Origin of the sequence: Shinella kummerowiae, from assembly GCF_009827055.1 — a bacterium.
GTDB lineage: Bacteria > Pseudomonadota > Alphaproteobacteria > Rhizobiales > Rhizobiaceae > Shinella > Shinella kummerowiae.
Window position 1 is genome coordinate 508224 of the sequence record NZ_WUMK01000003.1, and the last position, 19600, is coordinate 527823.

General features: G+C 63.1%; 20 protein-coding genes. 6 read left to right on the forward strand and 14 right to left on the reverse strand.

Annotated elements, in window-relative coordinates; translation table 11 throughout:
• Positions 1-142 precede the first annotated feature (142 nt).
• The 4 genes from GR138_RS10040 to GR138_RS10055 all read left to right on the forward strand — a co-directional run bounded on the left by GR138_RS10040 (position 143) and on the right by GR138_RS10055 (position 2586).
• Positions 143-424, forward strand: a complete 282-nt coding sequence (locus GR138_RS10040; RefSeq protein WP_160858918.1) for a BufA1 family periplasmic bufferin-type metallophore — start codon at positions 143-145, stop codon at positions 422-424.
• Positions 425-494: 70 nt separating this feature from the next.
• Entirely contained in the window at positions 495-1349 is an 855-nt protein-coding gene (bufB, locus tag GR138_RS10045; protein WP_160858920.1) for an MNIO family bufferin maturase, read from the forward strand.
• Positions 1350-1352: 3 nt separating this feature from the next.
• Complete coding sequence (locus tag GR138_RS10050) at positions 1353-2138, forward strand: HvfC/BufC N-terminal domain-containing protein (RefSeq protein WP_160858922.1); 786 nt, start codon at positions 1353-1355, stop codon at positions 2136-2138.
• Positions 2131-2586, forward strand: coding sequence for a DoxX family protein (locus GR138_RS10055; RefSeq protein WP_246200379.1), 456 nt, complete (start codon positions 2131-2133; stop codon positions 2584-2586). The genes GR138_RS10050 and GR138_RS10055 overlap by 8 nt, the downstream gene beginning before the upstream one ends.
• A gap of 48 nt (positions 2587-2634) precedes the next feature.
• On the opposite strand, the gene betA is transcribed toward GR138_RS10055, so the two are convergent.
• The 5 genes from betA to speB (GR138_RS10075) all read right to left on the reverse strand — a co-directional run bounded on the left by betA (position 2635) and on the right by speB (GR138_RS10075) (position 8627).
• Positions 2635-4323, reverse strand: a complete 1689-nt coding sequence (gene betA, locus GR138_RS10060) for a choline dehydrogenase (RefSeq protein WP_160858926.1) — start codon at positions 4321-4323, stop codon at positions 2635-2637.
• A 16-nt stretch (positions 4324-4339) separates the two neighbouring features.
• Positions 4340-5803 (reverse strand): cytosine permease, encoded by a 1464-nt coding sequence (locus GR138_RS10065; RefSeq protein ID WP_160858927.1) that lies wholly within the window; start codon positions 5801-5803, stop codon positions 4340-4342.
• Between the two features lies 1 nt (position 5804).
• On the reverse strand, positions 5805-5972 hold the full coding sequence (locus tag GR138_RS30230; RefSeq protein WP_202402584.1) for a hypothetical protein: 168 nt from the start codon (positions 5970-5972) through the stop codon (positions 5805-5807).
• A gap of 110 nt (positions 5973-6082) precedes the next feature.
• A complete protein-coding gene (locus GR138_RS10070) occupies positions 6083-7591 on the reverse strand; it encodes an aldehyde dehydrogenase family protein (RefSeq protein WP_160858929.1) in 1509 nt (502 codons plus the stop codon).
• A gap of 58 nt (positions 7592-7649) precedes the next feature.
• A complete protein-coding gene (gene speB / locus GR138_RS10075; protein WP_160858931.1) occupies positions 7650-8627 on the reverse strand; it encodes an agmatinase in 978 nt (325 codons plus the stop codon).
• A 92-nt stretch (positions 8628-8719) separates the two neighbouring features.
• Here speB (GR138_RS10075) and GR138_RS10080 point away from each other — a divergent pair, with 92 nt between their 5' ends.
• Positions 8720-9652 carry a LysR family transcriptional regulator gene (locus tag GR138_RS10080; RefSeq protein ID WP_160858933.1) on the forward strand — a complete coding sequence of 311 codons (933 nt, stop codon included), beginning with the start codon at positions 8720-8722 and terminating at the stop codon, positions 9650-9652.
• 136 nt (positions 9653-9788) lie between these two features.
• On the opposite strand, the gene GR138_RS10085 is transcribed toward GR138_RS10080, so the two are convergent.
• From GR138_RS10085 to GR138_RS10120, 8 genes are all read right to left on the reverse strand, one after another.
• Positions 9789-10679, reverse strand: a complete 891-nt coding sequence (locus GR138_RS10085) for a polysaccharide deacetylase family protein (protein WP_160858935.1) — start codon at positions 10677-10679, stop codon at positions 9789-9791.
• Positions 10676-11413 (reverse strand): SDR family NAD(P)-dependent oxidoreductase, encoded by a 738-nt coding sequence (locus GR138_RS10090; protein ID WP_160858937.1) that lies wholly within the window; start codon positions 11411-11413, stop codon positions 10676-10678. Before GR138_RS10090 ends, GR138_RS10085 begins: the two co-directional genes overlap by 4 nt.
• Positions 11410-12192, reverse strand: a complete 783-nt coding sequence (locus tag GR138_RS10095; protein ID WP_160858939.1) for an SDR family NAD(P)-dependent oxidoreductase — start codon at positions 12190-12192, stop codon at positions 11410-11412. Before GR138_RS10095 ends, GR138_RS10090 begins: the two co-directional genes overlap by 4 nt.
• Before the next feature lie 3 nt (positions 12193-12195).
• Positions 12196-13167 (reverse strand): agmatinase, encoded by a 972-nt coding sequence (gene speB, locus GR138_RS10100; RefSeq protein WP_160858941.1) that lies wholly within the window; start codon positions 13165-13167, stop codon positions 12196-12198.
• Between the two features lie 39 nt (positions 13168-13206).
• Positions 13207-14145, reverse strand: coding sequence for an ABC transporter permease (locus GR138_RS10105; protein WP_202402585.1), 939 nt, complete (start codon positions 14143-14145; stop codon positions 13207-13209).
• Complete coding sequence (locus GR138_RS10110) at positions 14142-15251, reverse strand: ABC transporter permease (protein ID WP_202402586.1); 1110 nt, start codon at positions 15249-15251, stop codon at positions 14142-14144. The genes GR138_RS10105 and GR138_RS10110 overlap by 4 nt, the downstream gene beginning before the upstream one ends.
• Positions 15248-16774, reverse strand: a complete 1527-nt coding sequence (locus tag GR138_RS10115; RefSeq protein WP_160858943.1) for an ABC transporter ATP-binding protein — start codon at positions 16772-16774, stop codon at positions 15248-15250. The genes GR138_RS10110 and GR138_RS10115 overlap by 4 nt, the downstream gene beginning before the upstream one ends.
• A 77-nt stretch (positions 16775-16851) precedes the next feature.
• Entirely contained in the window at positions 16852-17817 is a 966-nt protein-coding gene (locus GR138_RS10120; RefSeq protein ID WP_160858945.1) for a BMP family protein, read from the reverse strand.
• 135 nt (positions 17818-17952) lie between these two features.
• Between GR138_RS10120 and GR138_RS10125 the strand changes: the two genes are divergently transcribed.
• Positions 17953-18573 (forward strand): TetR/AcrR family transcriptional regulator, encoded by a 621-nt coding sequence (locus GR138_RS10125; RefSeq protein ID WP_246200381.1) that lies wholly within the window; start codon positions 17953-17955, stop codon positions 18571-18573.
• Here the strand turns inward: GR138_RS10125 and GR138_RS10130 are convergent.
• Positions 18570-19484, reverse strand: a complete 915-nt coding sequence (locus tag GR138_RS10130) for a LysR substrate-binding domain-containing protein (RefSeq protein ID WP_202402587.1) — start codon at positions 19482-19484, stop codon at positions 18570-18572. The two genes, GR138_RS10125 and GR138_RS10130, sit on opposite strands and share 4 nt — an antisense overlap.
• Between the last annotated feature and the right edge of the window lie 116 nt (positions 19485-19600).

The following is a 19600-nucleotide window of genomic DNA, read 5'->3' on the forward strand; positions in this document are numbered from 1 at the left end:
AGAAAACGAATTTTTCTTCCAGTCGGATTGTGCTGGCGGGCATGACCGAAAAAATCGGCACCCTGCCGTGTAACGTAGAACAGGTCCTTTGCGTAGCCGTGAATGCACAGCCAATCGCGGCTGCCACCAACGGAGACATCCTATGAAGACCACGATCGCCACCCTCGCCCTCGCCGGTTCGCTTGCCTCTGCGCTTGTCGCCATCGCCACGCCGGCGGCTGCCGAAGATGCCAAGGAAAAGTGCTACGGCATCGCGATGAAGGGCCAGAACGACTGCGCCGCAGGCCCGGGCACGACCTGCGCCGGCACGTCGAAGATCGACTACCAGAAGAACGCCTTCAAGCTGGTTCCCAAGGGCACCTGCATGTCGATGAAGACCCCCGATGGACACGGCATGCTGGAACAGGGTGCTGCGCCGGCCTGAGGTCACGTCGGACACAATGGGCGGCGTCTCTCCCCAGGCGCCGTCACCTTCCTCTTCAGAAAGGCCCGCCATGATCGCCTCCACCCTTCCGCGCCGTGCCGGCATCGGTTTCAAGCCGGAGCACTTCGTCGATATTCTCGCCGCGCCGCAACCCATCGGCTTTTTCGAGGTTCACGCGGAAAACTACATGGGTGCCGGCGGTCCGCCGCATGCACAGCTCGGCCGGTTGCGCGAGGACTACGCGCTTTCCATCCATGGCGTCGGCCTGTCCATCGGCTCCATGCAGCCGCTCGACCGAGATCATCTCAGCCGGCTGAAGACCCTGTGCGACCGCTATCAGCCGGAGAGTTTTTCCGAGCATCTCGCCTGGTCGACCCATGACAGCGTCTTCCTCAACGATCTTCTGCCGCTTCCCTATACCGAGGCAACCCTTGCCCAGGTGGTCGATCACGTCGAACAGGTCCAGGCCACGCTGGGGCGGCAGATGCTGCTGGAAAACCCCGCCACCTATCTGCTTTTCCAGGAGAGCACGATCGAGGAAACGGATTTCCTCGCCGAGGTCGCGCGGCGCACCGGCTGCGGCCTGCTGCTCGACGTCAACAACGTCTTCGTCGCGGCGACGAACCACAATCTCGATCCCTATGACTACATCGCGCGCTTTCCCTTGGAGGCCGTGCGCGAAATCCACCTCAGCGGTCATTCCGAAACGGTGGACGATCTCGGTGCACCGCTTCTCATCGACAGCCATGATACACCGGTGAAAGATCCGGTCTGGGCGCTCTACGAAACGGTCATCGGCCGCATCGGCCCGATTGCCAGTCTCGTCGAATGGGACAACGATGTGCCGGCCTGGCCGGTGCTTCGCGCCGAAGCGGGCGCAGCACAGGACATCCTCGACGCCGCCACGCGGCAAAGGGCGGCTTGAGCGATGTCCGCCGCCACGCAGAACGCCTTCGCCGTCGGCCTCTTCGATATGACCCCGCCGCCCGCCGGGTTGACGGCTTGGAATGCCGCCGTGCCGGAGCGACGCTACGGGGTCTACCGCAACAATGTTTCCTCCAGCCTCACCGGCGCCCTCGCCTCCCGCTTTCCGGCGACGGAAACCATTGTCGGTCCAGAATTCTTTGGCGCGATGGCGCAAGCCTTCATTCGGCTCCACCCGCCGCACTCCCCCTTGCTTCTCGCCTATGGCGACGACTTTCCCGATTTCATCGCCGATTTCGAACCGGCAGCCGAACTGGCCTATCTACCGGACGTAATGCGCCTGGAGGTCGCCCGTGGAAAGGCCTATCACGCGGCGGACGTGACATCGATCGATCCGCAGGCGCTTGCCGCCGTCGCGCCGGCCCGGCTTGGCTCGCTCGTCTTCGCGCCGCACCCGTCCCTGTCGATCCTCTCGTCCTTCCATCCGATGGTGACGATCTGGGCGATGAATTCCGGTCACCAGCCGCTTGCCATCATCGAAGGCTGGCACGGCGAGGACGCGCTGATCGCACGCCCAGCCATGATCGTCGAGGTCGTCCCGCTTGCACCGGGCGGTGCAACCTTCTTCCGCCAGCTTGCCGCCGGCACAGTGCTTGCCGGAGCCGCAGAGGCTGCCATCCGGGCGGATGCGCGCTTCGATGTCACGACGAACCTTGCAACGCTGCTCCGCAGCGGAGCCTTCACCACCTTCAGCCAGGAGAACACTGATGAAGACCGAGACCATGCCTGATCTTGCAGGCCCCTTGCCGAAGCGGTTCTTCGAGCAGGTGGTCCAGACCCTCGATCGTATCCCGAACGATCTCATCGCGCTCGTGGCGCGCCTCTCCATCGCCGCCGTCTTCTGGCAATCCGGACAGACGAAGGTCGAGGGTTGGATGCTCTCCGACAACGCGCTCTATCTGTTCGAGAACGAATACAAGCTGCCGCTCATCGATCCCTGGCTCGCCGCGCATCTCGCCGCCTTCGCCGAGCACTTTTTTCCGATCCTGCTGGTCATCGGCCTTGCCACCCGCTTCTCCGCGCTGGCGCTTCTGGGAATGACGCTGGTGATCGAGATTTTCGTCTATCCCGACGCCTGGCCGACGCACGGCACCTGGGCCGCCTGCCTGCTGTTCATCGCGGCACGCGGACCGGGACTGTTTTCGCTGGATGCGGTGATCGCCAGAATGGCCCGCTAAAATCGACGCCAACGCCGCAACCGCGCTCGGAGTGTTTGCGGCATGGCCTCAATGTTGCAGAGTGCGCAGCGGCGTGCCGCTTCGCTGGGTGACGCCGATACCGGACGCGATGCCGACCGCCGCATTGGAGGCCGCGAGCAGCGGCTTGCCGCGGACAATATCCGAAGCGCGTTCGGCGAGCATGATGGTCGGCGCATTGAGGTTCGCGTTTGGCTCGGCGGGGAAGACGGAGCTGTCGATGACCCGAAGCCCTTCGACGCCCCGCACCTTGAGATCACTGTCGACGACGGCCATGGCATCCTCACCCATGCGGCAGGAGCCGCAGGGATGGTAGGTGCTCTCCATGGTTTCGCGCACCCAGGCGTCGATCTCGTCATTGCTGCGCACATCCTTGCCCGGCGCAATCTCCTCGCCACGGAAACGGTCGAAGGCTGGCTGGGCAATGATCTCCCGGGTGAGCCGCAGGCAGCGGCGGAAACCCTCGCGGTCCTCTTCACGGTCAAGGTAGTTGATGAGGATGTCCGGCTGCTCGTGCGCTTCCGGTGAGCGCAGGCGCACGTAACCGCGACTCTTCGGCTTGTTCGGCCCGGTCAGCACCATGAAGCCGTGACCATCGAGCGGCTTCTTGCCGTCATAGCGCATCGCGGCGGGCAGGAAGTGGAACTGGATATCCGGCCATTGCAATGACGCGTCGGAGCGGATGAAGCCGCCGCTCTCGAAATGATTGGAGACCGAAAGACCTTTCTTGAACAGCAGCCATTCCGCGCCGATCATTGCCTTGCTCAAGAGCCCCATCTTGCCGTTCAGCGTAATCGGCTCCTTACAGGCATATTGAATATAGACTTCCGAATGGTCCTGCAGGTTCTCGCCGACGCCCGGCAGGTCGTGCAGCACCGCGACACCCGCCTTCTGTAGAAGGGCGGCCGGGCCGATGCCGGAACGCTGCAGCAAATGCGGGGAGCCGATCGGACCGGACGAGATCAGCACCTCGCCCGTGGCCTTCGCCACGATGCGCTGGCCGCCACCGAGTTCGTATTCGGCACCGACGGCCCGTTTGCCATCGAGGATCACGCGCCGCGTCATGGCATGGGTGATGACGGTGAGGTTCGGCCGGCTCATCGCCGGCTTCAGATAGGCGTTCGCCGTCGACCAGCGCACGCCGTCCTTGACGGTCATGTGCATGGGGCCGAAGCCTTCCTGCATATGGCCGTTCGGGTCTTCCGTCGTGATGTAGCCCGCCTCGTGGCCGGCATCGACGAAAGCCTTGTAGAGCGGGTTCTTCATCTTGTTGCCGGCATTGGTGGCAAGCGGGCCGGAAGCGCCGCGATACGCGTCGCCCCCGTCCTGCCAGCTTTCGGCGCGCTGGAAATAGGGCAGACAATTGGCATAGCGCCAGCCGCGCGCGCCCAACGCCTCCCACTCGTCGAAGTCACTGGCATGGCCGCGCATGTAGACAAGCCCGTTGATCGACGAGGAGCCGCCGATGACCTTGCCGCGCGGGCAATGGACCTGGCGCCCGCCGAGACCAGGCTCCGGCAAGGTCATGTATTTCCAGTTGTATTTGGTGCCGTTCATCGGAATGGACAGCGCCGTCGGCATCTGGATGAAGATCGACTTGTCGCTGCCGCCATATTCGAGGACCAGGACCTTGGTGGCCGGATCTTCCGAAAGACGGTTGGCAAGCACGCAGCCGGCCGATCCGGCACCGATGATGATGTAGTCGTAGGTCTCGGTCATGGCGGTCATCCAAAGGTTACGGGTAGAGGCCCCAGCCGCGCCCGCGGGCGAAGAGCCGGGTCAGGACATAATGGACCGTGCCGGCTGCAAGGCAGGAAGGTACGGAGGCGGTCAGGTATTTGAAGATCGGCAGGCTTGCGAGCGTCTGCGGATTGAAGACGAGCACATAGACCCCGAAGCCGACGGCAAGCGCGAAGAGGCCGATCGGGTTGAAGCCGCCCCAGAACCGGTAGGGACCGTTTTCCTGCGGGGCGTGCAGGCTGCGCACGTCGAGTTTCTGGCGACGCAGGAAGAAGTAATCGGCGATGCCGATGCCGGCGAGCGCGGAATTGAGCGCCGAGGTCCAGACGAGGAAGATGAAGAACCCGTCATACATCTGCGGATAGAAGACCACGAGACCGAGCGGGATGACGCAGAAGAGGAAAAGGATCGCGCCCCAGGAAATGGCGCGGATGGACGCCGTTCCCACCTGCCGCAGGCCGACGATGGAGGTGTAGAGAATGTTCGCCATCGAGGTCATGTTGGCGAAGGCGACGAAGAGCAGCGCGATGATACCGATGACGGGACCGGCGATCTTGGTCATCCAGATCGTCGGGTCGCTGTCGCCGAGCGCGACAGCAGCGAGCAGGCCGACGATTTCGCCGAGCGCAGCGGCGCCGAAGATGCCGACGATATTGGGCCAGAAGGCAGTACGCTCTTTCTTGGTGAGGCGGGCAAGGTTGCCGATATAGGGCCACCAGGAGAAGCCTGCGGCAAGGTTCACTTCGACGGCAATGATGAAGTTGAGCGTATTGTCCTCGAAAGGCGGGGCAAGTGCCGGCATCGCCAGCAGCTCGGAGAAGGAGCGGTGCTGAAGGATGAGGTAGAGCATCACGATCATCAGGATCACCAATGCGGGCGAGACGATCATGTTGAAGAACTTGATCGAGGTCGGCCCCTTGGCGACGATGAACCAGGTGACGAGGATGGCGCCGACGGCGGCGATGATCATCTTGATGCCGGTCGGATTGGCCGCCTCGCCGGCACTCAGCGCCGTAAGCCCGTCGATCGAGCGGCCGAACATCATGGCAAGCACGGCAAGCCAGCCCATGGTGAGGACGACCACGGCGAGCACATAGACGACGCGGCTGCCGTTATAGCCGAACTGGCTGCGCAGGGCGATGAACTGCTCGATGCCATAGCGGCCGGAAATCGGCGTGGTGGCGAGCGCCGTCAGCATGACGCCGACGATATTGCCGATGATGATGGCGGCGATGCCTTCCTTCGGCCCAACGAACAGGCCGACCGAGCCGCCGATCAGGAAGGCCCAGGTGGCGATGGCGAGCGCGGAATTGGCGTACGTGAATTCCCAGAAACCCCAGAGCCGCTCGGATGGCAGGAGTGGCGCATCGCCGCGTTCGGCGGCAGCGCGGTTGCGCTCGGCTTCCGCCCGTTCGGTTTCGGCGGCGGCAAAACCGCCATGGGTGACGTGATCAGTCATCTCATGCCCCCCAGATCCAGAAGGCGACGACCAGCAGCAGCGTCAACGCCGCCATGCCAGCATAGTCGATGGCGGTCATCTTGCCTTCGAAGCGGTGGCCCGCCTCGATGTCCTCGTAGATGCGGGCGCGGCGCGCCAGTTCGTTCTGCCAGGCAATATCGTTGTCCATTGTCGTTCCCCTTTCGCGCCGCGCCTTGAGGCGTCTGTCCGCGATGAAGGCGGCCCCATCAGCCGCCCGTGATCGTGAAGCGGCCACCCATGGGCGGCGGCCGGCAAGGTCTATGGCAGCGTGATCCACACCGCCTTGGTTTCCATCAGATAGTCGAGCTGCTCCGGGCCGAGGTCCTTGCCGAGGCCCGAATCCTTAAAACCGCCAAAGGGCATGGACGGGTCGATGGTGCTGTGCGCATTGACGTAGACGGAGCCCGCATGCAGTTGCGGGATCAGCGTGTGCACGCGGGCGAGATCGTTCGAATAGATCGCGGTGGCCAGGCCGAAGGGCGTGTCGTTCGCCAGCGAAACCGCTTCTTCCAGCGTATCGAAGGGGCTCGTCACCAGCACCGGCCCGAAGATTTCCTCGCGCACGATCCGCATGTCCGGCTTGCAATGGGCGAAGATCGCGGGTTCGATGAAATGGCCCGGTCCTTCCGGGCTGCCCCCGCCATGAACAAGCTTTGCGCCCTCGCGAAGTCCAAGCTCGATATAGCCGGCGACGGCCTTCTTCTGCTGCGCCGAAACCATGGGGCCGATGTAGCAATCACGGTCGAGGCCGGGCGCCATCTGCAGTGTGCGCGTGACGGCAATCAGCTCGTCGAGGAAGGCATCATGCACCGACCGCTGGATGTAGACGCGGGTGCCGGCATCGCAGACCTGGCCGGAATTGAAGAACACGCCGTTTGCCACCGCCCGCGCGGCACTTGCCAGATCGGCATCGTCGAGCACCAGCACCGGCGACTTGCCGCCGAGTTCCAGCGTCACATGCTTGAGATTGCCGACGGCTGCGCGTCCAACCTCCTGCCCAACGGGGGTCGAACCGGTGAAGGTGACCTTGTTGATGCCCGGATGAGTGGACATGGCCGCGCCGATGACGCTGCCCTTGCCGGTGACGATGTTGACGACGCCATCGGGAATGCCGGCTTCCTGCACCAGTTCTGCAAAGCGCAGGGTGGAGAGCGACGTCAGCTCCGCGGGTTTGACAACGACCGTGCAACCGACGGCGAGCGCCGCAGCGACCTTCCAGGCCATGGTCTGCAGCGGGAAATTCCACGGAACGATGGCGGCAACGACGCCAAGTGGTTCCTTGCGCGTATAGGCGAGATAGTTGCCGGGAATGGACGGCTCGACGGTGCGGCCGTGAAGCTTGGTCGGCCAGCCCGCAAAGTAGCGGAAGGTATCGATCGTGCCCTGGATATCAATCTCGCGCGCGAAGGTCACCGACTTGCCCATGTCGATGGCTTCGATCTCCGCCAGTTCGTCGGCATGGGTTTCGATGAGATCGGCAAGCCGGTGCAGCATCCGCTCACGTTCGAGCGGCTTCAGGCGACGCCATTCGCCGCCGTCGAACTGTTGGCGCGCGGCAGCGACGGCGCGGTCGAGATCATCCGTCGTGCCCGACGGGCCGTGCGTGATCAGGCCGCCGGTGGACGGTTCGAAAATGTCGAAGGTTGCGCCGTTGCTGCTCTCGACCCAGGCACCGCCGATGAACATCTTTTGCGATTTGTCGAGAAACCGCCGCGTCGCATCGCTGACGCCGTATTGATCCAGATAATTGCGGACTGTTGAGTCCATCATATTTCCTCCTCGCCGGCCGCTATAGGCGTGCCGGCCCTCCTCGGGGGGGCTTCGATCAGCGCTTTTCGGCTTTTGCGTGCATGATGCGGCCGATGAGGTTCATGAGAACCTGCGCGGCCAGAATGGCGGTGCCGCCTGTGTGGTCGTAATCCGGCGCGACCTCGACCAGGTCGATGCCGACGATGTCGCCGCGTTTGGCAAGTGCCGCCAGGATCTCCAGCACCTCGTAATAGATGAAGCCGCCATGCGACGGCGTGCCGGTGCCCGGCGCAATCGACGGATCGAAGCCATCGATATCGATGGTGACGTAGTAGCGCGCACCGGCCGGGATGCGGTCCACCACACCGTCCGTGCCCAGCGCCCGGATCTGGCGGACGGAGAGAATGTCCGAGCCCATCCTGCGGGCATCCTCATAACCTTCCTTCGCCGTCGAGGAGACGTTGCGGATGCCGAGCTGCGACAGGCCGCTGACATAGGACTTTTCCGCCGCACGCCGCATCGGGTTGCCATGGCCGTAACGCACGCCATGGCGCTCGTCGACGAAGTCGAGATGGGCGTCGATCTGCACGATATGGATAGGGCCGTTCTTGGCGCAGTCTTCGGCAAAGGCGTTGACGCAGGGGATGTTGATGGAGTGGTCGCCGCCGAGCACCACCGGCAGCGCACCGGCCTCGAGGATCTTGCGCACGCCGAACTCGATGTTCGCATGGCTCTTCATCGTGTCGGTGTGGACGATGTCGGCGTCACCGATATCGACGATGGAGACGGCGCCGCTCGGCATATAGGTGACGTCATCCTCGTGATCATAGGCACCGCCATGGCCGAAGGAGAACAGCGTCGAGGCCTCGCGGATCGAGCGCGGCCCGAAGCGGGTGCCGGCGCGCCATTGCGTGCCGCAGTCGAACGGCGCGCCGAGGATCGCCACATCCGCGTCGATGGCGTCCCAATCCGGCTGGTAGGGATATTTGCCGAAGGTGCAGATGCCGACAAACGGCAGGTTCAGACGACCGGTCTCATACGAATTGCTGCTCATGTGCCCTCCTCCAAAGGTAGGAGGAGTGTGCCAAAGGCAGAAACATTTAAAAGCATCTATGATTTCATGTTTACTTGTGAATTATTCAATGAATGATCAACAAGGTTCGGCAACGCGTCCTCAATCTGTCACTTGGCGACGCCGAGCTTAGGCTGCTGCGTGTCTTCGCCTCGGTGGTGCAACATGGCGGCTTTACCGCTGCGCAATCGGCGCTCGGCATGACACAGGCGACCATCTCCACCCACATGCGGCATCTAGAGGAGCGTATCGGCTTGCGCCTGTGCACCCGCGGGCGCAGCGGTTTCCAGCTGACGGAGGAAGGGCGGCTCGTCTACGACGCGGCGCTCGAGCTCTTCGGCTCATTGGAAAAATTCCAGAGCCGCATCGGCGAGGCGCAGGGTGAGCTTTCCGGCAATCTCAGTTTCGGCACGGTCGATGCGATGATCAGCAACCGTGACCTCAATCTTCCCGGCGCGCTCGCCGCTTTTCACGCGGAGGCGCCGCGCGTGCATCTCGAAATCGATGTCGCGGCACCACAAGTCCTGCATCAGGGTCTCTTGAATGGTGCCTACCAGATCGCGCTCATGCCCTCGGTCGGCAGCGTCATGCCGAATTTCCGCAGCCATCCCGTCTTTTCCGAGGTGCAGAAACTCTACTGCGCCGAGGGTCATCCGCTCTTCGACCGTCCCGACGCGGATCTCACCGACGCGCTTCTGGAAGCCCAGTCCTTCGCCGGCCGCACCTACATGCTGAACGAGACGATCTGCGGCGTGAATTTCAACTGGGCTGCGGCGACGCCGCATATGGAAGGCACGCTGCTTCTCCTGCTTTCCGGCGCCTATATCGGCTTCCTGCCCGATCACTATGCCGACGAATGGGTACGCAACGGTCGCCTGCGAATCCTCGCGCCCGAGCGCATGACCTTCGAAGACATGTTCCACATCGCCTACCCGCGCAACAAACCCTCGCGGGCCGCCGAAACCCTGGCGGCAGCCATCGCCAGGAGCGTGCGCAAGCTGCGCTGACAGTCCTTATGGAAAGAGGCAACTGCGCAACAAGGCAGGCAGCCGTTTCACTGCCCACCTTGTTGTCCCGGTTTACGACTGCTTAACCGATGCAGCGCAGCAAATCCTCCCTTTCGAGCGCCCGACGTTCCAGCTGTCACCGAACCCGGACGGGCTCCGTGTAGTAGGGCAGCCGATCGATCCTCGGTGACCACAATCCCGTGTCGACGACCGTGCGCACATGCGCGGCGATCTCCTCCATCGGCGCGAACCAGACATCACCTCGTTCGCGAACCTGCTCGAGGAACCGGTGCACCACCTCCCAGCGCGCAAGGCGGCCGGTAGCGAAGGGATGAACGACCGGCACCCAGAGCGCGCCGTGCCGGTAGGCGGCCTCGAATTCCTGCGCGAAGGCGGCAAAACCCTGCTCGGGCGCGCGGATCGGCATCATGTAGTCGAGGTCCATCGACTGGACATATTGCGGCCAGTCGTCGAGGCCCCAATGCGAGGGCAGCTCCACAAGACGGCCGGCTTCGCATTCCAGGAGATAGGGAATATCGTCCCCCATCAGCGAAGCGTCGTATTCGAAGCCGCGCGAGACGAGCAGGTCGGCCGATCGGTGCGAGAAGTTGTAGAGTGGCGCCCGCCAGCCGCGCGGACGCTTGCCGCTCGCCTTGACGATCACGGCGATGCTGCGGTCCAGCCAATAGGCCTCGTCCTCATCCGAAAGCTCGCGCGGATGCTCGTGCAGATAGCCGTGGTGGGCAAGCTCGTGGCCGCCTTCCAGAATGGCCTCAATCGCTTGAGGATACTGCTCTATGCACCAAGCCGGCACGAAGAAGGTCTGGTTGATGCCGAGCTGGCGGTAGCTTTCCACGATGCGCGGGATCGCCACCTTCGGCCCGTATTGCAGCATGGAGATCCCAGCAACGCGGCTATGGCCATCCTCGGGATGGGCGATATGGATGAGGCTGTCCGCATCCATGTCGAAGGTGATGCAGGCGGCGCATTTCGCGCCTTTCGGCCAGGGAATGGGGTTCTTGATCATGGCATGATGCTCCCGCCATTGCTGCCGACGCCTTGGCCGGTGAAGTAGCGACCGCCGGACCCGGCAAGGAACAGCGCCAGTTCGCCAATCTCCTCCGGCTTGCCGAAGCGGGCGAGCGGGATGGCAAGTTCCCTGGCACGCCATTCGGGGCTCATGTTGGCCGCACCGAGCATTTCGGTATCGATGGGACCGGGGCAGATGGCGTTGACCAGGATGCGCGGCGCGAATTCCTTTGCCCAGGAGCGAACCAGACCGAGCACCCCGTGCTTGGACGCGACATAGGGGGAGAAGGTCTCGCGGCCGTAGTAAGCCATGTCCGAGGCGATCATGATCACCCGTGCCGGCGCATCCGGAGTGCCGTCCATCAGCCCGATCGCCATCTTGCCGACGAGGAAACTTCCGCGCAGGTTGATGCCGATCACCCGGTCGAAATCGGCGACCGGGGTTTCCAGCAGAGGCGCTTCGTGAATGACGCCGGCGCAATGCACGACCACATCCAGACCGCCGAACGCTTGCTTCACCGCGTCGCCGACCGCAAGGACGGCGCCTTCATCGGAGACGTCGCAGGCAAGCGCCAGTGTTTCTATCGCCCCTGCCTTTGTTGCCGCGGCGGCGGTTTCATCGGGCTTGCGAATATCGGCGAGCGCGACGCGCGCACCGGTTCCGGCAAATGCGAGGGCGCAAGCCGCGCCGATGCCGCGATAGGCACCTGTAACGAGAACGCGCCGGCTCATGCCATCACCTCGCCGCGGTCGAGCATAAGCCCCTGGCCGGTCATGTCCTTTGCCCCATCGGAGGCCAGGAAGAGATAGGGAGCGGCGAGGTCTTCCGGCTCCAGCAAGCCGGGCAGAACCTGCGCGCCGACAATTTCGGCCAGCAGGTCCTCTTCGCTGCGGCCCGTGCGCAACGACATGTTCTTCAGCGACAACATGGCCGCCTCCGTGCGCACCCAGCCAGGGCAGACGGCGTTGACGCGGATACCCTTAGGGCCGAGCTCTTTGGCCATGACGCGGGTAAAACCGAGATTGGCGTGCTTGGAGGTGATGTATGCAGAAAATTCCGGCACCGCGACACGGCTCCAGATCGAGGCCGTGACGATGATGCGCCCGCCCTCCCCCATATGCGGCACGGCATTGCGCGTCACATAGAACGTGCCGTTGGTGTTGATGTCGGTGATGCGGCGGAACGTGTCTTCGATTGCGGCATCGGGATCGAGCAGCGGCGTGATGCGCTCCAGCCCCGCATTGTTGACGAGCACGTCGATGCGGCCGAGCGGCGCAAGCGCGGCCTTCACCGCGGCGCTGTCGGTGATGTCGCATTCGATCGACGCGATCGTGCGGCCGTAACGGGCAGACATTTCCAGCGCTGTATCATGGATGCCTGAACCGGAGGAAAGGATCGTTACCTCGGCGCCTGCGGCGGCAAAACCTTCCGCCACCGCCCGGCCGATGCCGCGGCTTGCCCCCGTGACGAGCACGTGCTCGCCGGAAAAATCGTAGTGAAGTCGTCCCATGGTTCAGCCTTTCCTTGCGTGCATGATGCGGCCGATGAGGTTCATGAGAACCTGCGCGGCCAGAATGGCGGTGCCGCCGGTGTGGTCGTAATCCGGCGCGACCTCGACCAGGTCGATGCCGACGATGTCGCCGCGTTTGGCCAGTGCTGCCAGGATCTCCAGCACCTCGTAATAGATGAAGCCGCCATGCGACGGCGTGCCGGTGCCCGGCGCAATCGACGGATCGAAGCCGTCGATGTCGATCGTCACGTAGTAGCGCGCACCGGCCGGGATGCGGTCCACCACGGCGTCCGTGCCAAGCGCCCGGATCTGGCGGACGGAAAGAATGTCGGAGCCCATTCTGCGGGCATCCTCATAGCCTTCCTTCGCCGTCGAGGAGACATTGCGGATGCCGAGCTGCGACAGGCCACTGACATAGGACTTTTCCGCCGCACGGCGCATCGGGTTGCCGTGGCCGTAGCGCACGCCATGACGCTCGTCGACGAAGTCGAGATGGGCGTCGATCTGCACGATATGGATCGGGCCGTTCTTGGCGCAGTCCTCGGCAAAGGCGTTGACGCAGGGGATGTTGATGGAGTGGTCACCGCCGAGCACCACCGGCAGCGCGCCGGCCTCGAGAATCTTGCGCACGCCGAACTCGATATTGGCGTGGCTCTTCATCGTGTCGGTATGGACGATGTCGGCATCGCCGATATCGACGATGGAGACGGCGCCGCTCGGCAGATAGGTGACGTCATCCTCATGATCATAGGCACCGCCATGGCCGAAGGAGAATAGCGTCGAGGCTTCGCGGATCGAGCGCGGCCCGAAGCGGGTGCCGGCGCGCCATTGCGTGCCACAGTCGAACGGCGCGCCGAGGATCGCCACATCCGCATCGATGGCGTCCCAATCCGGTTGGTAGGGATATTTGCCGAAGGTGCAGATGCCGACAAACGGCAGGTTCAGACGACCGGTCTCATACGAATTGCTGCTCATGGTCATTCCATTTCTGTTGGGTGAAGACGAAGGGGGCGCTTATTTTCCGCCCCGAACATATTTGATGCCGATGGCTCCCGGCGGGCGCACACGACCGGCGAAGACGACGAGCGCGACGAAGGAGGCCAGGAACGGCACCATCGAGAAGAGCTGGTAGGGCACATCCGGATTGTTGAACTGCAGGCGCAGTTGCAGGGCTTCCGAAAAGGCAAAGAAGATGCAGGCGGCAAAGACGAGCGCCGGGTTCCAGCGCCCGAGGATGACGGCGGCAAGCGCGATCCAGCCCTTGCCCGCGCTCATGTTCTCGGTGAAGACGAACACCTGGCAAAGCACGAGATAGCAGCCGCCGAGCCCGCCGAGCATGCAGCTTGCGATGACGCAGAGTGCGCGAACTGCCGGAACGCTGACGCCAACCGTATCAGCCGCAATCGGGTAATCGCCGATGGCACGCACGATGAGCCCCCAGGGCGTGCGATAGAGGAACCAGAAGGACAGCGGCACGGCGAGATACATCAGGTAGGCCAACGGATCCTGATTGAACAGCACTGGCCCGATGACCGGAATGGACGAAAGCACGGGGATCGCCATCGGCGAGAAGCCCGGCAGGGTCGAGGTGGCATCCGCCCCGAGGATGAGGCGCGCCAGATAGGATGTCAGCCCCAGCACCAGGATATTGATCGCGATGCCCGTCACGAGCTGGTTGATGCCGAGACTGACCGCAAGGCCGGCAAGGATGCAGCCGATGGCGGCCGCGGCCAAGAGCCCGACAAGGAGGCCGCCGACCGGCGTTCCCGTAAGATAGGCCCCCGTCGCCGCGCCAAAGGCGCCGCCAAGAATGCAGCCCTCCAGCGAGACATTGAACACGCCCGCCCGCTCCGAAAGCACGCCGCCGAGCGCGGCGAAAACGATGGGAATGGACAGTCTGAGGACGGTGGAGAAAAAATCCACCCAGGCCGACATATCACCCAGCAAACTCATGACGTGCCTCCGGAATTGTTCGTTACGCCCTGGGCGAGGCCGGCATCCAGCAGCCTGCGCCGTTCCAGGAAGCGGCGCCAGTTGCCCCGATCGAACCGGAAGGCGAGGCTGACGGCGACGAAGATGATGACGAGACCCTGAATCGCCTCGACGACGGTGCTTTCCAGTCCCACCGCGCGCTGCATGATGAGGCCACCGACCTTCAGCCCACTGAGGAAGAACGCGGCGATCGGCGCCATCAGCGGCGACAGTTGCGCCAGGAAGGCGACGACGATGCCGTCAAAACCATAACCCGGGGAGAAGAGATGGTAGAGGCGATGCTTGAGGCCCAGCACCTCGAAGGTGCCGGCAAGTCCGCCGATCGCACCGGCGACGAACATCACCGCCACAACGTTGCGCCGGACGCGGATGCCGGCATAGGTGGCGGCCGTCGGGTTCTTGCCGATCATGCCCAGACCAAAGCCGACCGTGGTGAAACGGAAGACGAACCACGCGGCAAGGCAGAGGACGATACCGGCCAGAACGCCGAGATGCGCATCGGTCTGCGGCATGATGTAGGGCAGCCAGAGCCCTTCGCGGATTTCCTCCGAATAGGGATAGGGCGCGCCCTCCTGCATCATCGGCCCGCCGGCGACATAGCTCACCAGATTGATGGCGATGAAGTTGAGGAGAATGGTGATGATGACTTCGTTGACGCCGCGATAGGCCTTCAGGTAGCCCGGGATCATCCCCCAGAAACCGCCACCGACGGCGCCGGCGAGAACGCATAGCGGCACCTGCAGGTAGGGTGACATCTCCGGCAGCAGCAGGGCCGCCATCGACGAGAAGAGCCCGCCCATATAGATTTGCCCTTCCGCGCCGATATTGAGCAGGCCGACGCGGAGGGGCACGATGACCGCCAGTCCGGCCAGCAGGATCGGCGACATTTTTGCCAGGGTGCTGGCAAGGCCGTAATAGTCGAGGAAGGCGCCGCCGAAGAGGGCGCCATAGGCGTCCCACGGATTGACCCCGGCAACGGCGATGAGCCCTGCGCCCACGAGGAGCGCGGCCAGCACAGCCCAGACCGGGCGCAACACATAGATATACTGGATGGCTCGCAGCATCATGCCACCTCCGCCTCTGCAAGCCCGCCGAGGAGAGCGCCGACACGTTCGGCCGTCGCCTCTTCAGGGGAAATGATGCCGGTGATCCGCCCCGCGCACATGACGGCCACGCGATCGCAGACGCTCAGGATGTGCTCCAGCTCCGTGGAGATGTAGAGGATCGCCGTGCCGCGCTCGCGCTCGGCGAGAACGGTGCGGTGAACGGCCTCGATGGCGCCGACATCAAGGCCCTTGCAGGGCTGCATGATGACCAGCAGCCGCGGCCGGCACTCGACCTCGCGGGCAAAGATCAGCTTCTGCTGGTTGCCGCCCGACAGGAAACGGATCGGCTGATCCACCGATTGCAGGCGCACGTCGTAGCGTCGGACCCAGTCCTCGGTCACCGCTTTCGCATTCGCCGTCCTGAGCATCGGGCCGGAAGAAAACGAACTCTCCCGGAAGTCACGGATCATGGCGTTCTGGTAGACCGGGAAATCGAGCACGAGACCCGTGCCGTGACGGTCCTCCGGCACGAAGGAAATGCCGAGCCGGTGACGGCGCTCGTAAACGCCGGTGCATGTGATGTCTTCCCCAGCCAGTTCAACTGAACCGCCCTCCGCCGGGCGCAGGCCCGTCAGGACTTCGGCAAGTTCGGCCTGGCCGTTGCCATCGACACCGGCGACGCCGAGGATTTCCCCTGCCCTGATATCGAAGGAGACGCCTTTCAGCGCCTGGTTGCCGCGGGTGACGCGCGCCTTGAGATCGCGTGCACGAACGAGAACCGTATCGGATTTCAGCGACGCCTTTTCGAGCGTGGTGAGAACAACGTCCCGCCCGACCATCATTCGCGCCATTTCGCGGGGCGTTGCACCTTCAATGGGAAGGTCAGCGGAAACGGCGCCGCGGCGCAGCACGGTAACCCGATCAGCCACCGCCGCCACCTCGTCCAGCTTGTGGCTGATGAAAATGACGGTCTTGCCCGCCGCCCGAAGCCGGCGCAGGCCTTGGAGGAAGCCCTCCACCTCATTGGGCGCCAGCACGCTGGTCGGCTCGTCGAGGATAATGAGGCGGGCATCGCGATAAAGCACCTTGAGGATTTCGACCCGCTGGCGCATGCCCATCGGCAGCTTCCACACTTCCTGGTGCGGATCGACATCGAAGCCAAAGCTGTCGGCAAGCGTCGCAAGCCGGCGCGCGTGCTCATCAAGGGACAGCCGCATTCCCTGCCCCGGCAGGCCGAGCACCACATTCTCGACGACCGTCAGCGTTTCAACGAGCATCAGGTGCTGGTGGATGATGCCGATCCCGAGATCCATTGCCCGACGTGGAGACGCGATCCGTTGGGGTACACCGTCCAGGAGAATGCGCCCCCCGTCGGGCTGGTAGAGCCCGTAGAGAATGTTCATCAATGTCGTCTTGCCGGCACCGTTCTCACCGAGAATGGCGTGAATGCTTGCCGGTGCGATCGTCAGGTCGACGCCGTCGAGGGCCTTGAAATCACCGAAGGTCTTGGTAATTTTTTCGAGCCGAAGTCCTTGCGCGGTCATGGCACAATCCAGGATTCTTGCGAGGGGTGGGGAGTTGCGCGAGGAGGAATATCCTCCCCGCGCGGAAGCGCGACGCCTTAGTGGACGTCGATCTCGCCGGCCTTGATTTTCTCGATGATCGCGGCGGCTTCGTCCTGCACGGCGGCCGGAACGGAGGCGTGGTACGTGCCGATACGCGTCGCCTTCGGCGTTTCCAGGCCATAGATGTAGGCCTTGCCTTCCAGCCGGCCTTCCTTCGCCTCGGTCAACGTCGTCAGGAGCGCACCGCGCATGTCGAAGATGGCGGATTGCACAACCGTATCCGGCCAGTCCGAAATGGCATCGTAATAGATGCCGATGGCCTTCTTGCCCTTTTCCTTCACGCCCTGGAGGCTGCCGACCACGGCATTGTCCATGGACGGGAAGATGACGTCTGCACCCTGGCTGATCTCGTTGAGGGCCGCTTCCTTGCCCTTGGCGACATCGTCCCAATCGTTCGTCCAGGCGGTCAGCACCTCGCCGTCCGGGCGGGCGGCCTTGAAGCCCTTGGTGTAGCCATTGCCGAGATCGACATAGAATTTCAGCTTCTGCGCACCGATATAGCCGCCCTTGCCGGTCTCGGAGACCTTCCCCGCGACATAGCCCATGACATAGCCGAGTGCGGGGAAATCGAAACTCATGATGGCAACATTGCCGCCCGGTTCCGTGCCGTTCACCACGACGAACTTGGTATCGGGAAAGCGGGAGGCGACCTTTGCGACCGAATCCTGGAATTCACCGCCATGGCCGATGACCACGGAATAGCCGCGCCGCGCATAGTCGGCCAGCGCTTCGGGTTGGTCCGGCTGGGCGACCTTCTCGCTATAGGCGAATTCGAGGCCAAGCTCCTTGGCCGCGTGCTCCACCCCTTCGTAACCCGCCTGGTTGAACGACTTGTCCGTCTTCACCCCCGGCAGGACGATTGCAACTTTAAGATTTTCGGCAAAGGCCGGCGTGGACAGGCCGAGGCCCGTCAAAACCGTCGCTGTTGCCAGCAGGCAGAAAGAACGTCTGGAAATGCTCATGGTTGGTTCCCCTAATTTTTAGAGCATAAAAAGTTTATGTCACTAAAAAATCTTGTCAACACCAATTTTGGTTGCGCATCAACGAAATCGGAGGCACAAGCCATGGAGGGGAGGCGAACGGGTGGTATGGCCTTGATGGGACTGAGAGAACGGCAGAAGGCAAATCGTCGCGAGCGCATCCTGGAAGTCGCAAAGGCTCGTTTCCAGACGGATGGCTACGCTCCGACGACGATCGAGCTGATCGCCAAGGATGCCGATGTCTCCACCGTTACCGTCTACAACTATTTCGACAGCAAGGCTGGTCTTCTCCTCGCGCTGGTCAGCGAAAGCGACCAGTTGCTGATCCGCCAGTTGAAAACCATGATCGCGCAAAAGCCGACGGACCTCATCGATGCCGTCGCCACTTTTGGCCAGATCCTGCGCCGCCACGCCATGCGATACCTGGCGAAGTCGACATGGCGCGAGGTCCTTTCGGCGAGCATTCAGGAAGGCAGCAGCGACTTCGGGCGAACCTATCTCGAACTGGACCGCGTTCTCGTCGACCTGATGCGGTCGATGATCGTCGACTTCCAGGCCCGCCGCCTCGTGCCGGAGACAGTGGACAGCGATGCCCTCGCCGACTGTCTGTTTTCACTGCAGAACATCCGGTTCTTTCAGTTCATTGCAGACGACAACCGCGACGACGAGGATATTGATAGTCGTCTGCGCAGCGACCTCAAGGCACTTCAAGGCCTCTTCTCTACGCCAGCCCATTAACCGGCGGCGTATTGCCCGGAAACCGGCGCAAGCCCACCGGCCTGACCGAGGCGCTCCGCTATGTAGGTCTCCAGATAGTCGATCGCCTCTTCCGACTCGGCCGTGGGCCGGCGGTGCAGGTGGACGTCGAGATGTCCGAGCTGAGCAAGACCGTCCGCCATTCCCAGCGGCCGCACATCATCGGGAACCGTGCTCTGAGCCATGGCGGTGACGCCGAGCCCGGCCCTGACGGCCGCAAGCACGGCGCTGTGGCTAGAGCTCAGATACGCGATCCGGCACGGCTTTGCCTCCCGGTTCAGTTGCTGAAGCATGCGCCGGCGATAGACACAGGGCGGCGGTGCCAGCACCAGCGGCAGAGGGCTTTGCATATGCCCGAAGTGATCCGCACTGGTGAACCATATCAGCGGCTCGGTGTGGATGGGTTTGCCCCCGCCGGCCGGCGTATCATCGTGCAGAGCGATGACGAGATCGAACTCACCATTCTGCTGGCGGGAAAGCAGGTTCTTGCTGAGATCGCTGGTGACTTCGAGCATGACGTGGGGGTGCGCCTGCGCGAAACGCCCCAGCAGGTGCGGCAACAGGGAATCGGTATATTCGCTTGGTGCGCCAAGCCGCACCCGGCCCGACACCGCCGGGCTTTGCATCAAGGCGAGAACCTCGTCGTTCAGTGCCAGCATGCGACGCGCATATTGCGCGAAAGTGCGCCCCTGCGCGGTGAGTTGCAGATTATGCGCGTCGCGCTGAAACAGCCGTACGCCGACAACCTCCTCCAGCCGCTTGATTTGGAGGCTGACAGCCGATTGCGTGCGCCCGACCATCTCCGCCGCACGGGTGAAACTGCCCCCGTCGATCGCCTTCACAAAGCTGCGCATCAGGTCTGTCGGGATATTCCGCACGGCCAATCCTATCATGAACAAACCTCATGCTAGCATAAGAACTATGAAGTTCAACAATGATCGGTCTTCGTTATCCTCCGCCAAAAGATCGGCCGGCCTGCGCTGGCGGTCGCTATTCGGAGGAGAAAGAC